The organism is Natrinema gari JCM 14663, assembly GCF_000337175.1.
In the GTDB taxonomy this organism is placed as follows: Archaea; Halobacteriota; Halobacteria; order Halobacteriales; family Natrialbaceae; genus Natrinema; species Natrinema gari.
The window spans coordinates 37,351-51,555 of sequence record NZ_AOIJ01000084.1 but is presented as its reverse complement, the minus strand read 5'-3'; the positions used below and the strand labels follow the sequence as shown (position 1 = coordinate 51,555).

The following is a 14,205-nucleotide window of genomic DNA, read 5'->3' as shown; positions in this document are numbered from 1 at the left end:
TCGGGGGCGAAAAACAGACGCGAGAGGTGCCTCCCCGGACGTGGTCGGCGACTCCAGTTAGGAGTCTGCGTGGGCATCCGCCCCGGCTTTGTCGCCCGGCCTCGTGAGAAGGCTCACCTCTTCCAGGAGGTCTCTCGCCGACTCGACTCGCTCTCGATCCGCGTCGTCCAACCGATCGACATCGAGTCGGTTGAGATTGCTGAGTATACGATGCATCCGGTACCCTTGTTTGAACTCTTGCTCCATCGGAAGCGCCTCACCGCTCGTCGGCGCGGAACGACTCCCCACCGAGACTGGCGTCGGGCTTGCAGGAGCCCCGGCCTTAACCAACGAATCTCGACAGTACTCGCAGGATGTTGGTTAATCGACGCCCAGCACGGGAGCTACTCGAGACTGGGTCGTTAGCGAGCCGAGCCACACACCCGGCACTCCCAGATCGGTTGGCCCGTCCACGCCGCATCCGGGACCGACTCGTGGGTCTTGAACCGATGGTCGGTCGCCCTTCCACAGTTTTGACAGTCGAGTTCCAGCGTCGTCGGTACCGACGACACCTGGCGATCAGCCGCAGCCTCGCCAGTAGATTCGGTCAGCGCCATCGCTGGGACCAGCCACACCGCGTCGTCGGTGTCGTCGAGGACCGCGTCGAGACGCGACGCGTCGCGGATGCCGTCCCCCCGCTGGTCGTAGAGCCGCGTCGGGGCCTGCTCCTGACGCTCCGACGCTCCCTGCCCGTGCCACCCAGCCCGGTCACGGGCGGCACTGAGAAGCTGCTCTCCCTCCTTTGAGGCCACCTGTACCGCGTCGGGGAGTGAGGGCCATTGCTCGACCAGCTGGCGCGCCGGTGCTTCGTCGAGATCGTAGATGAGGGTGTAGTCGTCGACGGCCGGCTCCGCCTCGTTGGCGGAGAGGAGGTTCGCCGCGGCGCCGCCCTTCGCCACGGCGCCGTAGAACGTGGTCGACTCGACGACCAGGTGGACGATACCGAGGAACGTCGTCGACGTTGTCTCGTTCGTGCTAGTGGCGTCACTCCCGAGGTGGTTGGTGAGACAGAACCGGCATTTCGTCTGGCCGTCTGGGACTGACACCCCACAGGAACGGCACTCGCCGTCGGTTACCGTCGGCGCATCGGGGTAGCCACCAGCGCTCGCCGCGACGCGTTGCCGTCGGGGGTCACCTTCACACCCATCGTCCAGCCGCGTATCCGGAATGTGAGACGCCTCGCCGGTCGGCCGCAGTTCCTCAAAGTCGGAGTAACGACCGTTCATAGAGTAGTCTACAGAGAACATGGCTCGTCTTCGTGTTTAAATCGTAGCGTGGATAGAACGATTTACTGTACAGACGGAGGGACAGTGGACTCCGTCAGGCGACCTGTTCTTCCAACGTATCCCGGTGTGCCCGGACGGTCGCCTTCGAGGCGTTCGCCACGTCCGCGGCCTCGGATTGCGTCAGCCATCGGCCCTCTTCGCGACCGGCCTTGTAGAGACAGGCCGCGGCGAACCCAGCCGGATGGACGCCCGTCGTGACGCCGCGCTCCTCGGCCTGTTCCGCGAGGGCTCGGGCCCGCTGTCGGATCTCGTCCGGACACTCGAGGTCTGAGGCGAGGCGCGGCACGAACATGCTGGGGGAGACGGGCTCAGCAGGGAGGCCCAGCTCTTCGTTCAGCGTTTTGTAGGCGTTCGTGACCCGTGACTCCGCGACGCGGGCCATCTCGCTGACGTCGTCCACTAACCGCGAGAGGCCGTTACACCGACAGGCCCCGTAGACGCTGGCCGCGGCGATGCCCTCGATGGATCTGCCACGAAGCAGATCCTCGTTCTGAGCGCTCCGGAAGAGCTGACACGCCTGGTCACGGACCGAATCGGAGAGTTCGAGGGCACTCGCCAACCGGCGCACTTCGCCCAACCCGTGTGCGAGATTCCGTTCTGCTTTCGACCGCCAGCGACCACGTGTCTGCTCACGGCGCATCCGCGCGAGTCGCCGTCGTTTCTTCCCGGAGATCTCGTTCCCCTTCGCATCGGTGCCGCGACCGATTTCCGTCGACAGGCCGCGATCATGGCGGGCAGCAGTGAGTGGGGCGCCAGTTCGTTCGCACTCCTCCTCGTCGTACGCCCGCCACTCCGGCCCGTGATCGATACGCTGTTCGTCGATGACTAGGCCACAGTCCTCGCAGACCGTTTCGACCGCGTTCGTGGTGACCCGTCCGTCGCACTCGGGACACTGATTCGCACTCGATTCCGTTCGGACGTCTTCGTCGAATCCGCTCTCGTAGATGTCTCTAGTTGCCATTGAACTCACCTCTGTCTGGGAAACCTCCTTCTGAGGGCCCCACCCATTGGGGGCCAATAACAAACTACAGGTTGTGTTGTAGTGGGGTTATAAGTAAAACCAAACAAGAGGTTGGGTATGGATCAGAAACGGCGTGTTCATCGAGGACGAATTCAGCAGGTTGCTGCCGAGACTACCGTGTCAACGTCGCGCCTTACGGAACTCTTGGAACGGATCGCCGACGTGACCGTTATCGATGATTACCTCGAGAAGGCGTGGCGCAATTCTTCATCGACGGTTGAGCTAGCATTTCAGAATCCACCGAGTGACTTCGTCTTCGCTATACCTGACTCTGAGTGGTCAACCATTTTCGAATCAATCGATGCTGAGGAGGACGAGGCGACTGCAGCGAAACAGTGGCATTCTATCCGGGCACATGATCTTCTCACGTCCAGTGGGCGCTCTCATGACTTGGAAGAGGATCACTCATATCTCGTCGTACCGATTCAAGATATCGAGGTTTGGCGGCGATCGAGGCTAGTCCTGTCCTGGTGGTTCCAAGAGCTGGCGGAGGATGGGCTCACCCCACCTGAAATCCTCGACTATTGGATGACGGAAGGGCTGGGGAACACCCCGAAAGAATGGGCATCCCAACGTGATGTCCACCCTGAAGCGGTGCGAAAGAATGTCCGACAAGCCAAGGAGAAACTCATCGAGTAACGCTTACTCTGATTTTTGCCTGAATTCCTCAGAGTACTCATTTCGCCGCGTTGCAGAGTCGGTTTTGAACCCTCGCGGTTTGATGATGGGCTGCTCTGGGTCGTAGGGAGACGCAACCCCGTAAGTATCGTCTTCAGGCTCGTTCTGATACGTCTCTCGGAGATCGGCTCGATATCGGTCGTCCGAATAATAGAGGCAGAGGACTGCATCCGGTTTTCTGTTCGGAATCGTTGGGACCTTCGCAGAGTCGAACGGTCGCGACTGAAATTGCTCGACGATGATGTCCTCGAGGACGCCCGTTTCATCTGGTGTGAAGAACAGATATTTGCCGTGGTCAATCGTTTCGGCCAACGAGCGTGGCCGGTCATCTGTCCGTTCCTGGATGCTGTCGGTCGTATGGTACCAGACCCACTGACGGGAGGTTGAACGACTGATTCCATCTGGAAGTTCAGATGCTGACTGGAGTGAATCCGCTCGGACCGAGTCCCTGGCTTCGATGACGCCCTCGACATACTCAAGAGCCTGCTGTCGGTAGCTCTCCGTTGGTTCTTCCGGGACCGCGGCTAGCTCTTCTTCGTGGTCGTAGTCCGGCAACTTGGTGACTGTCGGATGCGGGTTCTTCGGCGGCTTCACCCGTTCGAACCACTCCGATGTACTGTCTTCCCGAAGCAAACTGGCGAGCTCACGTAATTCCGGATCGGAAACCCGACCCACAGGGGCTATTCCAGTGGGGGCTGTTGGCCAGGAGACGTCTGCCTGATTCATACTTCCGTTATCAAGTCTACCCCGCCAAAAGTATTCACGACCGGGAACACTGACAGCTGAACTCAGACACTTCACTTCGATTTAAATATCCAGACTTGGACAACCCGCTATGTCATCTAGTGGTACCAGACGACTCGCCCTCGATATCGAGACGATTAGCCCGCATCTCACGCCTGATGACGACCCTGACTGGGAGGATCCGGAGGATTTCCAGCTCGCGGCAATCGGATTCGCGTATGACGGTCCCGAAGCAGGCGGCCGCTTACCTCGAACGCAGATCCTCACCCGGCGCGCTCCAGGACTTGAGTCCGAACTGGATCTACTACGACGGATCAATGCTGAGCTGTGGACCTACCGACCGGACGAGATCGTAACGTATGCGGGCGATTTCTTCGATCTGCCGATGCTGAAAAAGCGACCCGTCTATGCTGCTGACGGCCCTGCCGGTGATGGGCTCGCTGGCGATCTGAAGACTATCATCGAAAGTGCCGAATCTGTGGATTTGGGCGACTTCGCAGCCGAGGCATACGGGTATGGGACTGGACTCGACGATCTCATCCAGCATCAGGAGGTCGGGCTCCGGCGGACGTTCTTCGACGACTACGCTCATGAATTAGATCTCCAGAGAATTCGCCCGGCTGATGCAGACACCGATTACGTCGATAGCGGCGACATCCCAGGCATCATGGAAACGTGGCTCCACGCTCGTTCGGACAGCCACGACGATATTGGTCCGTGTAATCTCGAGCATACGGAGCGGATGCTCTCGGACTACATCTTGGGCGATATCGAGCACCTCATCACACTCTCGCACAGGATCCCCTTCAGCGAGTAAGGTCGTGGCTGCGCGCGCAGCGAAGCGAGCACGGAGCGGAGGGTGGGGCGGCGGGGTCCGGGTCGGTCCGGCACACACCAAAAAAGAACGGCACTGCGCTCGCCTACTCTTCCCACCACCGACCGCGCTCTGGGAATTCGATCCTGCTCCAGCCCGTGATGGCGATGCTACACCGCCCCTGGTACCAGTTCTTCTTGACGGCCCGGAACCGGACCGTCTCACCTTCGCTCACGACCGTCTTCCGAGAGGCCTCCCAGATGGTGAACTTGATCTTCCCACTGTCGTCCTCGATCAGCCCGACTTGAGATATCGACGTGTCGCTCGGATCCCAGAGTTGCGTGATTTCACCTTGGACCGTCACTTCACCGACCGGGACGTCCGGCACGTCCGCGATGGGCACGATTGCCCCCGGCGCCGCCTTCAGTTCCTCGAGGGTCTCCAGCACCCCCTTCGTGACGTCCCGCCCGCGCTGCACCTTCTCGGCCAACTGCTTCGCGACGACCGCTCTCGACCAGCCGCCTTTCACTTCGTCGCTGATCCGCATCGCCTGCTTGTTCACCTTCGCGAGTTCGTCTTGCGTCAGCTTCTCTCGGGGATCCGTGCGCTCCGTCGGCGCCGGCTCGTCACGGCCACACAGCTCGCTGACGACTTCTCGCGTGCGCTGCTCCCGGCCCTCCTGCGTTCCCAGCTCGGCCTGGGCACTGATGCGCTCCAGTTCGGCTTCCCGCGCCCGAATGCGCTCCTCTTGTTCGAGGGTGACGCCGTGAATCCGGTCTTCGCTCGTGTCCGCGATCCCGTCCGGGTGGTTCGCATCCACCTTCGCCTGCGTCTCCTGCTCGACCGCCGCCTCGAACTCCGGCGTCTCGTCGACGACCGGGAAACCGTCTTCATCGACCGCCTGCTCGCCCGCTTTCTCGAATGCCTGTTCATCGACCGAAACGACCTTTCCGCTAGCGTTGTTACTAGACATTGGAATCACTCACCGGTGATTTCCGACGAAGGCGCTCACGCGCCGACACCGCGATGCTACTACATCGCGGTTTTCCGACGACAACGACCGACAGAACCATCTGCGCGCTCTCGCTCGCGCCTTCGCGAGCGCCCTACCGGGCGCGAGCGAGAGCGCGCCTGCATGAGGTGNTTTTCCGACGACAACGACCGACAGAACCATCTGCGCGCTCTCGCTCGCGCCTTCGCGAGCGCCCTACCGGGCGCGAGCGAGAGCGCGCCTGCATGAGGTGACCCCAACCAGCACCGCGCGCCGACCCGCCCGGAGCGAGCGGCCAGCGGAGTAAGCGTGGGGGGTGAGCAGCCACGCCGCGCAGCCCCCCGCGCTTACCCGCTGGCGTCGAGACCAGATTCACTTTAGCCCGGAACGGGCGCGGGCGGTGCGGAGAGCGCCCGCACGCCCGGAATGGTCGGTCGCGAGCGACGCGGAGGGCGGCAGCGGCGAGCGGGGCGGGCCGTTACGTACACACCTGTCCGGCCGACCACGTCGCTCGGTGAGCCATTCACCGCCCTGGCGGACTCAGAAAGGGCGAGGCCGTCTCGGCCGTCCCCCGACCCCGCAAGCACCGCAGGGACGAGGCGCGCAGCGGCGGTCGCGGGACGTCGAGCGGCCGAGGGCTTTCGAGAACAATCAGTATCCCACCTGTTCCGGTCGTTATTCGGTGACAGCGTCGGACTCGTCCTCGACGATGACCTCCACGCCCTCCGGCGAGACATCGAGCGGGATCCCCTCGACGGTGAACTGAACAGTGATGGTCTCATCTGCGGAGGCGATCACCTGTTCGAGTGCATCGGGGTCGACGTAATCGTGGAGCTGGTAGGAATCGTCCTCGAGCCCACACGCTTCGAGTGTCTCGATGATCTCAACGAGGAGGTCACTGGATCCATCCGAACTGCCGGTGGACGGGGAATGCATCTGTACGCTCGGCGCTTAGGGTGGCGGGCGTTTAAAACGTTAGGAGTCAACCACAGAAGCGGTACGCTTCTACATTTGACTTAGCGCGTTTGGGATAGCGTCGGCGCAACCAGAAGCGATTATGCGCTTTGACGCCGACTGGATGTCTCGCGCTGATGACCGCATTCTGGAGCATCTCTCTGAGGACGGCCCCGACACCCCGAAGGAAATGGCGGACAGCGATCGCGTGCGCTTCTCCCGGCAACACATCAACGCTCGCTGCAAGACGCTGGTCACCTATGGCCTCCTCGTCCACCTCGGCAACGGCGTCTACGATATCACGCGAACGGGAGAGCAGTATCTCGCCGGCGAGATCGACGCTCGTGATCTCGACTCCGAATAGCGTCAGCCGTCTCCGGCGACCAGGTCTTCGATGAACCGGAACCCGTTCACGAACGTTACTGAATCCCCGTAGCCCTCACTGGCAAGCACTGTTTCGGCTCCCTCACCGGCTGCGATATCGGTCGTGTAGATGTACACCGCTGACGCGGTCCCCGTACTGAGATGCTGGGCAGCGAGGGCGGCGAGGGCGGCGTCGGCACGTTCGATCTCGTCCGCGGGCCGGTCGTCAGCGTTCGCGATGTACCGCTGGACGCCATCCATCGCCCGAGAGACGATGGGTTCGGAGAACTCGAGTGGCGCCGCTACCGTCGCCCACCCCTCGTCGATCGCGGCGTCGACCGGCACGTCCTCGATGTCGGGATCGTCGACGGTCAGCTCCTCGTACACCCGCTCGGGCAGGACGAACGTGACGTCGTTCCGGCGGGCGAATCGCCGCACTGCCTGGTAGCGACTGTTCGACGGCTGTCCCATCGCAACGAACAGGCCGGTGTCGGCGATGTGGAGCCGGCTCACGCGTCGTCAGCTGCGTCGCCGTCGTCGATGTTCAACTCGTCGAGTCCTGCCCCCGCCTCCTCGATGTCGTAGTGCTCGTGGACGACGGGCCGGAGCGCCTGGAGGATCATCTCCGCAGCCAGCGGCGAGATGTCGAGGTCCTCCGCCATCAGCCGATGGGTCACTTCCCCACGCTCCCGAGCAACCGCGTAGGTGAGCGCGGTCGCGAGGCCGGCGACCCCGTGACGGTCGATGTAGGTGTCGATGTCGGCGTCCGTCTCGCGGCGGCCGACGGCGTCGATGAGCGCCGGCGTGATCGTGTACTCGCGGTCGCCGGCAGCCGTCGTCACGGTCAGGTCGATCTCCCGGGCGGCGTACCGACGGGGTTGCTCGTCGTTGGTGACGTCGACGACGCCGGCGTCGACGAGCCTGTTGACGTAGCTGTAGGCCGTCCCCTGGGCAAGTTCGAGGTCGTCCATCACGTCCTGGACCGTCGCCTCGCCTTCCCGAGCGAGGTACGCGTACAGCTGAGCTAGCTGTGGCTCCTCGAGGAGGTCCGCGACCGAGAGGAAGTCGCGGACGATGTCGCCGTCAGCGCGATTTGAAGTGCGTGACACGGATCGTTCTTGATTACAGTTTACAGCGAATCAGTAAAGAGTGTTTGGGTCACTCCGCCGGCCTCGTGACGAGATGCTCCTCGAGGTCACGCGTCCAGTACNCAGCGCGATTTGAAGTGCGTGACACGGATCGTTCTTGATTACAGTTTACAGCGAATCAGTAAAGAGTGTTTGGGTCACTCCGCCGGTGCCGCGACGAGATGCTCCTCGAGGTCACGCGTCCAGTACGTCGCGAGCCCGCCCGGACTACAGCGGGCGCACAGCTGTAACGGGCCTTCCAGATGCCCCAGTTCGACCCGGAACCGCGTGAGCGCCGCGAGCGTGTCGACGACCAGCCCACAGCCGTCACAGGCAACGTGATCGCGCTCGTCGGGATCCGGTTCCGTCTGGATCGCGCAGTCGACGCAGATGGGGTGCGTGACCCGCTCGTCTTGCCCCCAGGTGTGCGCCTCGCCAGTCTCGATACCAGGCGGGGCATCGCAGAACGCACAGCCGACGAGGGTCTGCTGCATCACTCGTCCTCCCCGTCGGCGTCGCGGCCGGCCGTCCAGCCGCGGTGGAAGACGGCCAGCTGTGTCGTCGAGTCGAATGCGGCGCCGCTCGGCTCGTGAACCAGAACGTGGTCCTCGGGAACCGGAGTGACGACGTCCGCGTCGACGGGGTCGTTGACCAGGCGTTGGGCCGTCGTGTCGTCGACGTCCGCCGTGTCGACGCTGGTGGCGTCGCGGTCTTGGGCGAGCAGTTCTTTCTCGAACTGTTCGTAGTCGCGACTCGTGTCGTCGTGAGGATCGGGACCAGGCATGATGAGTCACGCAGCGCACGCTGTTGCGCGCTGCACGCCTCCCGGCGCCGACAAACAGTCAGGGCGGACAGCGTCAGTCCGGTCGCGGGTCGTGATAGCCGATGACGGCGACGTCGTCGATGAACAGGACGCCCTTCATGAAGTCGAGCTTTGTCAGGCTGTGCTGGTAGAGGTTATGCCGACCAAGGTAGTTCACCGGCACCACCAGACAGCCGAACTCGATNGACGCCCTTCATGAAGTCGAGCTTTGTCAGGCTGTGCTGGTAGAGGTTATGCCGACCAAGGTAGTTCACCGGCACCACCAGACAGCCGAACTCGATCTTCGGCCGGCCGTCCTTCTTGGTGCGGTACCCCTTCTGGAACTTGAGGAGATCGTCGCTGACGTTCTTCCGTTCGCTCTTCTCGACCTCGATGGCGATGCGGGCGTCGGCGTCGTAGAGATCGACGCTGTAGTTGAACCCCTGATGCGACCAGAGCTTGCAGTTCGGGTTGTAGCCGCCGGCGGCGTCCCCTTCGTACTCGTACTGCGAGAGCTCGTCGGCGATCGCGGCATCGAAGCCGCCGACCTCCGTGTGCTTCGTCGAGCCGTCGAAGACGCTTGTCGGGACGGCTTCGACGGCCGTCTGAATCGACGCCAGCGACTCATCCGGAAACGCCTCGGACGAGGTTTGGGTGCGGCGCTCGCTTAGTTTGGTGACCTCCTCGACGACGACCATACTCGCTCTCGACGAACAGCGGCCCGATAAAACCCGTCGCGACGGCCATTCGAGTCGACCGGCCGCCAGGCTTCACTCACTCGAGTATCAGGGCGGCGGGCGGGGACGAGGGGGTGGATCCAGCCTCAATGTTAACCAACACGATGCCGGTTTCGGCCGGAAATGTTGGTTAAGTCTAGCCGCTACGGAGTTCGAAGATCTCGAACTGGCTTCACGACGAAGGTGTCTGGCTCGCTGGCTGCTCCCTCACCTGATCGTTCCGCCGTCGTCGAGGGCGACCGTGTGAGTTGGGCGATGAGCTCGTCGCGAACGGTTCCTCGAGGGACGGTGGTCTCGTGCCAGCCCAGCCGGTCGTCGAAGTGCCGTTTCTGGAACTGCTCGCCGACGTCGTCGGCTGCGACGTACTGCGTCCGCGTCGACCGCCCGACCTGCCGGGAGACGAAGACGGCGCCCACGGCCTCGTGCGTGAGTTCGACGAGAGCACACTCCACGAGGGCGACGACCAACGCGTGATCCCGGCCGGTCGGAACCGCCATCTCGAGGTCCGCCCACGGGGCCTCATCGTCGGGGGTAGTTCCTGCGTGATCCGCTGCTCGTGTTTTCCAGCGTTGTTCCGAAGTCATCGTCTATCGGGGGCACGTGATGCGCCCCGCCACCCCCTCGTGGGGGCGATAGACACCACCAAAACGCACCCGCTCAACCTATGAGCTAAATCTGATACGTCTATAATTCCACTACCCCCGTGATGGCCCCTCGGCCTGAGAGAGCCGGCGGCCTTTGCACACTGCATATCGCCTCTTTCTTTGGACGAAAACCGCGATATGCAAGACAATATAACGCCCTCAAATCGAAGAAGAACTCCGTCGGGCCGATTTGAGGCGGTAGAAAATACCTCGACGAGTTCCGGAGTAATGCTGTAATCTCAAAAATTGCTCGACGGCAGGGTAACGAAGGTGATTACGGCCGTATCTGGATAACTTGGAACCGTTGCTTCACCTGGACTGAATCTCTCGAGATCCCCCGACCCGGCACTTCGAATTGTGGAATATCCCCGATTCCCTCGGTTCCGGCCGTGTTAGCCGCTGGAAATTGCCCGACGGGGTTATAGTGGAATCTGTATCTACTATCTAGGAAATTCTTATAATTCATCTGTTTTGATGGGTTTCAGCTGACGTGCTGAACACGGGGCGCGTATCTTGCTTGATGGTCCATCTGATTGTCGCTGGATAGACGGCTGTGCAAATACTCACAGTTAATAAACCTCGAGAACCACTCCCTGGAAAATGGCGGAATTATTTATATTCACACTTTTCGCCACCATTGTCGCCATCTACAGCGTTCTACCGCGATATCGACAGCTCCGAGTTACCTATACACTCTGGAACAAACCTTTTGCAGCCCTTCTCACAGCTCTCGGACTGACCGTTCTAGCGAGCTACGCCGGAAGCATCTACTTACAGAACACTGACAAAACCACACTCTGGAGCCTGACTACCTCTTACACACAATCCCCTATCGAAATCACTGCTCTCGAAATCGAATTCATCCAGTTAGCTGCGGCCATCACGATCATGGGCATATTCCTTGGAGTCTTCCTAAGCAAAAGCGTGCGTATTCGCAACGAACAAATGCTCTTATCCACACTTCGAGACCTCTACAACCGGGGCGAATACGCTACCCTCGTGGAAGTACTTCGGGACAACTATACACCCCTTATCGACCACCCGAAAAAACCCACTCCACCGAGTGAACAACAATGGCGAGACATCGATATTTCAGTCACACACACCCTTATCGAGACTGAAGAAGAAGCAGAAGAACTCGATGACTCTTCGCCTTTGATCGAATATGTAGAGGAAGATAACGTAGAGCAAACTGCTCGTGAGCGTGTACGAGACATCTTTGAACTGAAGCGTCGGCAAGCAATATACTACCTCGCAGCGCTACGGTACCGGCTTGCAGACTCGGCAGAAGACGCCTACAGTTACACAGAAACTCTGCTGTTGGACCCTGAATTCGGCGCTAAACACCCAATTCTTGACCCTGGGCTCGGGATTGACATCATCTTAGACACCGACCTCGACGGGTTTCGGCGTCGAGACGTTACGCACCAGTACCTCACAACGCTCCTTCGAGAAGAAAACAGCTTGCTGTATCAAGAAATCTCGAATAATATGTCGATGGCCGGGATCTACCGATATCGAGTTGATCCCGATAATCGGTTGTTGCATGCGTTGTTCTCGGATTGCTCTCGTGCTGAGGAATTAGATGCGTACAAGCCGGTCGGGGATACGGCCAAAGAGATGCTGCGCGATCAGGGAACGAAAGACTACGATAAGTACAACGCTCAGCGGTTGACATCTGCGAATCGCTCGAAGGACTACGTGTTTAACGACCCGCTCTTCATCGCCATCAGTTTCTTTGATATTATGGTGCGTGAGGCGTTCTACCAGCGAATTGACTGGCATATGTGGTTGTATTATTACGAATCGATGACGCGCCTAATGTGCGAGAACTACGAGAATACGGAGGAAACTGATCCAGATAGCGAATGGCCGAACGACTACTCCCGATTTATGTATGAGATGATCAGTAACATGGGAGATTTACTCCGGATTATGGAACGGATGGTTAAAAACGACGAGTATGATGTGAAGGATGAGGATGGCGACTTTGAGGAATTCATAGCGCTAGAATCGTATCGGCGTGATCGAGGTGGGACCATTCCTAAGTCAGCAGTAGAGATTATGTTGTCGTGTCACCAGGAGATTCTGACGACTGAAGAGATTCCACACCAGTTCAAGAAGTATATCACGGAAATCCTATTCACGAGGTGTAGCGACTTGAGAGAGTATGAAGAGGGATCATTGCCGTGGAAGTATAGTGAGTTCATGTTACGGCGTCTGGAGGCGATGATTGAGGGGCGCTCTGGGCTGGAATATCACCGGGAGCTAGAGTTAGTGTACAACGATGGAGTTCGTCACGAAATTGTTGCAAAGGGGGCTACTGGAGGATGGATTGTGGATGAATTGGACGAGCTGATCCAATCGTCATAAGCTGTTGCTGAGGGTGGTGTTTCTATCATTGACTGTATGATTATAGGACTATACCGGTGCGAAACCAACGATAGACTGCTGCCTTACCCCACTCTCTGAATCAGAATTGCTCAGTGGGGCCGGCGGACTCCTCCTCGACCTGCTCGTACATCTCATCCGGGAATGGGAGACTGCCCCAGATCGAGTAGGGACACTGGTCCTGGCCGATGCAGTAGCGTTGTAGATCGTCGTTATCGCAGTTCATCGGCAACGGCGTGTCGCCGTCGATCGTGTTCGAGAACTCGTAGCGGACCTGGTATTCGGTTTCCTGCTCGTCGTACCACGGCCATCGCGAGAAGACGTCCTTGAGGTCTGCGACGATCTCGTCGAGGCTACTGTCTTGGTACTGTGGGAGCCACATCACCATCCGCACGAAGTTGTAGAGGTCCTTCCGAACCGGCTTCTTCTCGTGGAGTCGCTCCTCCATATTCGCCATACAGGGAAGTTCGAAGAGGTCCTCGATCTCCCGGACCTCGATCTGTTCGGCGCCGGTTCCGGCTCGTCCGATTCGGTACGTATTGACGCGCCCGTCGCGGTCAATCGTGACGGCCGAGTGGGACTCGTGGTCGGCCAGCGTCTTCGCGAGACTGCTCGGACTCGATATCCAGTCCGTTACAGAGGACTCCCAGTCATCTTCAGCGTCGTACGCCGCAACCGCTCGATAGAGTTCTTTCGCCGTGTGGAACTCCCCTTTCTGGGCGACGTCGTCGGGGGCGTCACTCAGGGCTCGCCGGAGGACGCGGATCGTCCGTTCCCCACGGTCCCAGTTCCGCCAGATCCGCTCGTGGTGTCCGGTCTCGAGGAAGCGGTCGATCCGCTCCGTAATCGCTGACTCGTTCGTCGTCAGCCACGTCAGCTGGTCGTCGGAGAGCCCGTCTTCTTGCACCCGCAGGAGCTTCTTGAACGCCCGCTCAGCATAGTCCCGATACTTGCTGTCGAAATCACCGACCGGGACGTACAGCTTGTTGTCTTTCACTCGCGTCAGTATCTCCCCGCCATCGTCACTCCCCGTCGACCCCTGGTCCTCCCGAACGAGACATTTGCGTGAGGCTGCGGCCATCGGGATTTCGAGGTAGAGACCCTCCCCGAACTCCGGCATCTCTGTGATGCCCGTACAGACTCGACCAGGGTGTGGGCCATCCTCGCCGGGCTCCTTGCTGTACAGCACGTCGGCGATGTCCTGCTGGAGCGATCCATCACCGTGGGCGCGGATGAGGGAGGCGAGATTGTTGACGTACAGCTCCCGGATGTCGTAGAGCACCTGGATGTTCCGGGGCGATGCGTGCTCGAACTTCGGGTGATCCTTTACACAGACCGCACTCAGCGTTGCAAGCACGGCGAGCGTCCCGGGCTCGTCGACGAACGGCTCCTCAGCGGCGTCAGCACGAACCTGCTCTTTGAACGCCGCCGTCCCGAACCGCTCGAGATCGTTCACGAGGTCCTCGGGCTGGTCCTCGCCCTCGACGACGTATCGGTTGTAGCCACGCGTAAACAGCTGGTTGATGCGGGCCTCACCGTACTCCAGCGGGAGTGCCGCAACTCGATACGCTGCGTCCTCGTCGTCGGTGGGCGTACTGGGGCTCATTCGCCGAT

Annotated in this window: 18 protein-coding genes; 4 read left to right on the top strand and 14 right to left on the bottom strand. The window is 60.3% G+C overall.

Annotated features, from left to right (window positions below; translation table 11 throughout):
• Positions 1–57: 57 nt before the first annotated feature.
• The 3 genes from C486_RS22520 to C486_RS17985 form a co-directional block, all read right to left on the bottom strand.
• On the bottom strand, positions 58–246 hold the full coding sequence (locus C486_RS22520; RefSeq protein ID WP_008458741.1) for a hypothetical protein: 189 nt from the start codon (positions 244–246) through the stop codon (positions 58–60).
• A 155-nt stretch (positions 247–401) separates the two neighbouring features.
• Complete coding sequence (locus C486_RS17990; RefSeq protein ID WP_008458739.1) at positions 402–1,265, bottom strand: biosurfactant protein 1; 864 nt, start codon at positions 1,263–1,265, stop codon at positions 402–404.
• A 94-nt stretch (positions 1,266–1,359) separates the two neighbouring features.
• Entirely contained in the window at positions 1,360–2,286 is a 927-nt protein-coding gene (locus C486_RS17985) for a transcription initiation factor IIB (RefSeq protein WP_008458738.1), read from the bottom strand.
• A gap of 117 nt (positions 2,287–2,403) precedes the next feature.
• On the opposite strand from C486_RS17985, the gene C486_RS17980 reads away from it, so the two are divergent.
• Positions 2,404–2,985 (top strand): hypothetical protein, encoded by a 582-nt coding sequence (locus tag C486_RS17980; RefSeq protein WP_152419200.1) that lies wholly within the window; start codon positions 2,404–2,406, stop codon positions 2,983–2,985.
• Between the two features lie 3 nt (positions 2,986–2,988).
• Here the strand turns inward: C486_RS17980 and C486_RS17975 are convergent, their stop codons facing one another.
• Positions 2,989–3,750, bottom strand: coding sequence for a hypothetical protein (locus tag C486_RS17975; protein WP_152419199.1), 762 nt, complete (start codon positions 3,748–3,750; stop codon positions 2,989–2,991).
• 109 nt (positions 3,751–3,859) lie between these two features.
• Here C486_RS17975 and C486_RS17970 point away from each other — a divergent pair, with 109 nt between their 5' ends.
• Complete coding sequence (locus C486_RS17970) at positions 3,860–4,585, top strand: 3'-5' exonuclease (RefSeq protein ID WP_008458731.1); 726 nt, start codon at positions 3,860–3,862, stop codon at positions 4,583–4,585.
• Between the two features lie 103 nt (positions 4,586–4,688).
• On the opposite strand, the gene C486_RS17965 is transcribed toward C486_RS17970, so the two are convergent.
• On the bottom strand, positions 4,689–5,555 hold the full coding sequence (locus tag C486_RS17965) for a hypothetical protein (RefSeq protein WP_008458729.1): 867 nt from the start codon (positions 5,553–5,555) through the stop codon (positions 4,689–4,691).
• Between the two features lie 693 nt (positions 5,556–6,248).
• Positions 6,249–6,509, bottom strand: a complete 261-nt coding sequence (locus C486_RS17960; RefSeq protein WP_008458727.1) for a HalOD1 output domain-containing protein — start codon at positions 6,507–6,509, stop codon at positions 6,249–6,251.
• A gap of 121 nt (positions 6,510–6,630) precedes the next feature.
• Here C486_RS17960 and C486_RS17955 point away from each other — a divergent pair, with 121 nt between their 5' ends.
• Positions 6,631–6,891 (top strand): phage PhiH1 repressor protein, encoded by a 261-nt coding sequence (locus C486_RS17955; RefSeq protein ID WP_008458726.1) that lies wholly within the window; start codon positions 6,631–6,633, stop codon positions 6,889–6,891.
• Positions 6,892–6,893: 2 nt separating this feature from the next.
• On the opposite strand, the gene C486_RS17950 is transcribed toward C486_RS17955, so the two are convergent.
• From C486_RS17950 to C486_RS17925, 7 genes are all read right to left on the bottom strand, one after another.
• Entirely contained in the window at positions 6,894–7,403 is a 510-nt protein-coding gene (locus tag C486_RS17950) for a hypothetical protein (protein ID WP_008458724.1), read from the bottom strand.
• Complete coding sequence (locus tag C486_RS17945; RefSeq protein ID WP_008458722.1) at positions 7,400–7,999, bottom strand: DUF7437 domain-containing protein; 600 nt, start codon at positions 7,997–7,999, stop codon at positions 7,400–7,402. Before C486_RS17945 ends, C486_RS17950 begins: the two co-directional genes overlap by 4 nt.
• Positions 8,000–8,175: 176 nt before the next feature.
• Positions 8,176–8,511: a DUF7558 family protein gene (locus C486_RS17940; RefSeq protein ID WP_008458720.1), complete on the bottom strand. Its 336-nt coding sequence runs from the start codon at positions 8,509–8,511 to the stop codon at positions 8,176–8,178.
• On the bottom strand, positions 8,511–8,801 hold the full coding sequence (locus C486_RS17935) for a hypothetical protein (RefSeq protein WP_008458718.1): 291 nt from the start codon (positions 8,799–8,801) through the stop codon (positions 8,511–8,513). The genes C486_RS17940 and C486_RS17935 overlap by 1 nt, the downstream gene beginning before the upstream one ends.
• Before the next feature lie 73 nt (positions 8,802–8,874).
• Complete coding sequence (locus C486_RS22955) at positions 8,875–8,997, bottom strand: hypothetical protein (protein WP_449289195.1); 123 nt, start codon at positions 8,995–8,997, stop codon at positions 8,875–8,877.
• A complete protein-coding gene (locus tag C486_RS17930) occupies positions 8,975–9,517 on the bottom strand; it encodes a hypothetical protein (RefSeq protein WP_008458716.1) in 543 nt (180 codons plus the stop codon). The genes C486_RS22955 and C486_RS17930 overlap by 23 nt, the downstream gene beginning before the upstream one ends.
• A gap of 182 nt (positions 9,518–9,699) precedes the next feature.
• Positions 9,700–10,140 (bottom strand): hypothetical protein, encoded by a 441-nt coding sequence (locus C486_RS17925; protein WP_008458714.1) that lies wholly within the window; start codon positions 10,138–10,140, stop codon positions 9,700–9,702.
• A 660-nt stretch (positions 10,141–10,800) separates the two neighbouring features.
• Here C486_RS17925 and C486_RS17920 point away from each other — a divergent pair.
• Positions 10,801–12,573, top strand: a complete 1,773-nt coding sequence (locus C486_RS17920) for a hypothetical protein (protein WP_008458713.1) — start codon at positions 10,801–10,803, stop codon at positions 12,571–12,573.
• A 100-nt stretch (positions 12,574–12,673) separates the two neighbouring features.
• Here C486_RS17920 and C486_RS17915 read toward each other — a convergent pair whose 3' ends face one another.
• Positions 12,674–14,197, bottom strand: a complete 1,524-nt coding sequence (locus C486_RS17915) for a primase-associated protein (RefSeq protein WP_008458711.1) — start codon at positions 14,195–14,197, stop codon at positions 12,674–12,676.
• Positions 14,198–14,205 lie beyond the last annotated feature (8 nt).

Bases quoted from the DNA above. Each gene is read 5' to 3' on its own strand.
- C486_RS22520 (WP_008458741.1), bottom strand. From the start codon at position 246: ATGGAGCAAGAGTTCAAACAAGGGTACCGGATGCATCGTATACTCAGC.
- C486_RS17990 (WP_008458739.1), bottom strand. From the start codon at position 1,265: ATGAACGGTCGTTACTCCGACTTTGAGGAACTGCGGCCGACCGGCGAG.
- C486_RS17985 (WP_008458738.1), bottom strand. From the start codon at position 2,286: ATGGCAACTAGAGACATCTACGAGAGCGGATTCGACGAAGACGTCCGA.
- C486_RS17980 (WP_152419200.1), top strand. From the start codon at position 2,404: ATGGATCAGAAACGGCGTGTTCATCGAGGACGAATTCAGCAGGTTGCT.
- C486_RS17975 (WP_152419199.1), bottom strand. From the start codon at position 3,750: ATGAATCAGGCAGACGTCTCCTGGCCAACAGCCCCCACTGGAATAGCC.
- C486_RS17970 (WP_008458731.1), top strand. From the start codon at position 3,860: ATGTCATCTAGTGGTACCAGACGACTCGCCCTCGATATCGAGACGATT.
- C486_RS17965 (WP_008458729.1), bottom strand. From the start codon at position 5,555: ATGTCTAGTAACAACGCTAGCGGAAAGGTCGTTTCGGTCGATGAACAG.
- C486_RS17960 (WP_008458727.1), bottom strand. From the start codon at position 6,509: ATGCATTCCCCGTCCACCGGCAGTTCGGATGGATCCAGTGACCTCCTC.
- C486_RS17955 (WP_008458726.1), top strand. From the start codon at position 6,631: ATGCGCTTTGACGCCGACTGGATGTCTCGCGCTGATGACCGCATTCTG.
- C486_RS17940 (WP_008458720.1), bottom strand. From the start codon at position 8,511: ATGCAGCAGACCCTCGTCGGCTGTGCGTTCTGCGATGCCCCGCCTGGT.
- C486_RS17935 (WP_008458718.1), bottom strand. From the start codon at position 8,801: ATGCCTGGTCCCGATCCTCACGACGACACGAGTCGCGACTACGAACAG.
- C486_RS17925 (WP_008458714.1), bottom strand. From the start codon at position 10,140: ATGACTTCGGAACAACGCTGGAAAACACGAGCAGCGGATCACGCAGGA.
- C486_RS17920 (WP_008458713.1), top strand. From the start codon at position 10,801: ATGGCGGAATTATTTATATTCACACTTTTCGCCACCATTGTCGCCATC.
- C486_RS17915 (WP_008458711.1), bottom strand. From the start codon at position 14,197: ATGAGCCCCAGTACGCCCACCGACGACGAGGACGCAGCGTATCGAGTT.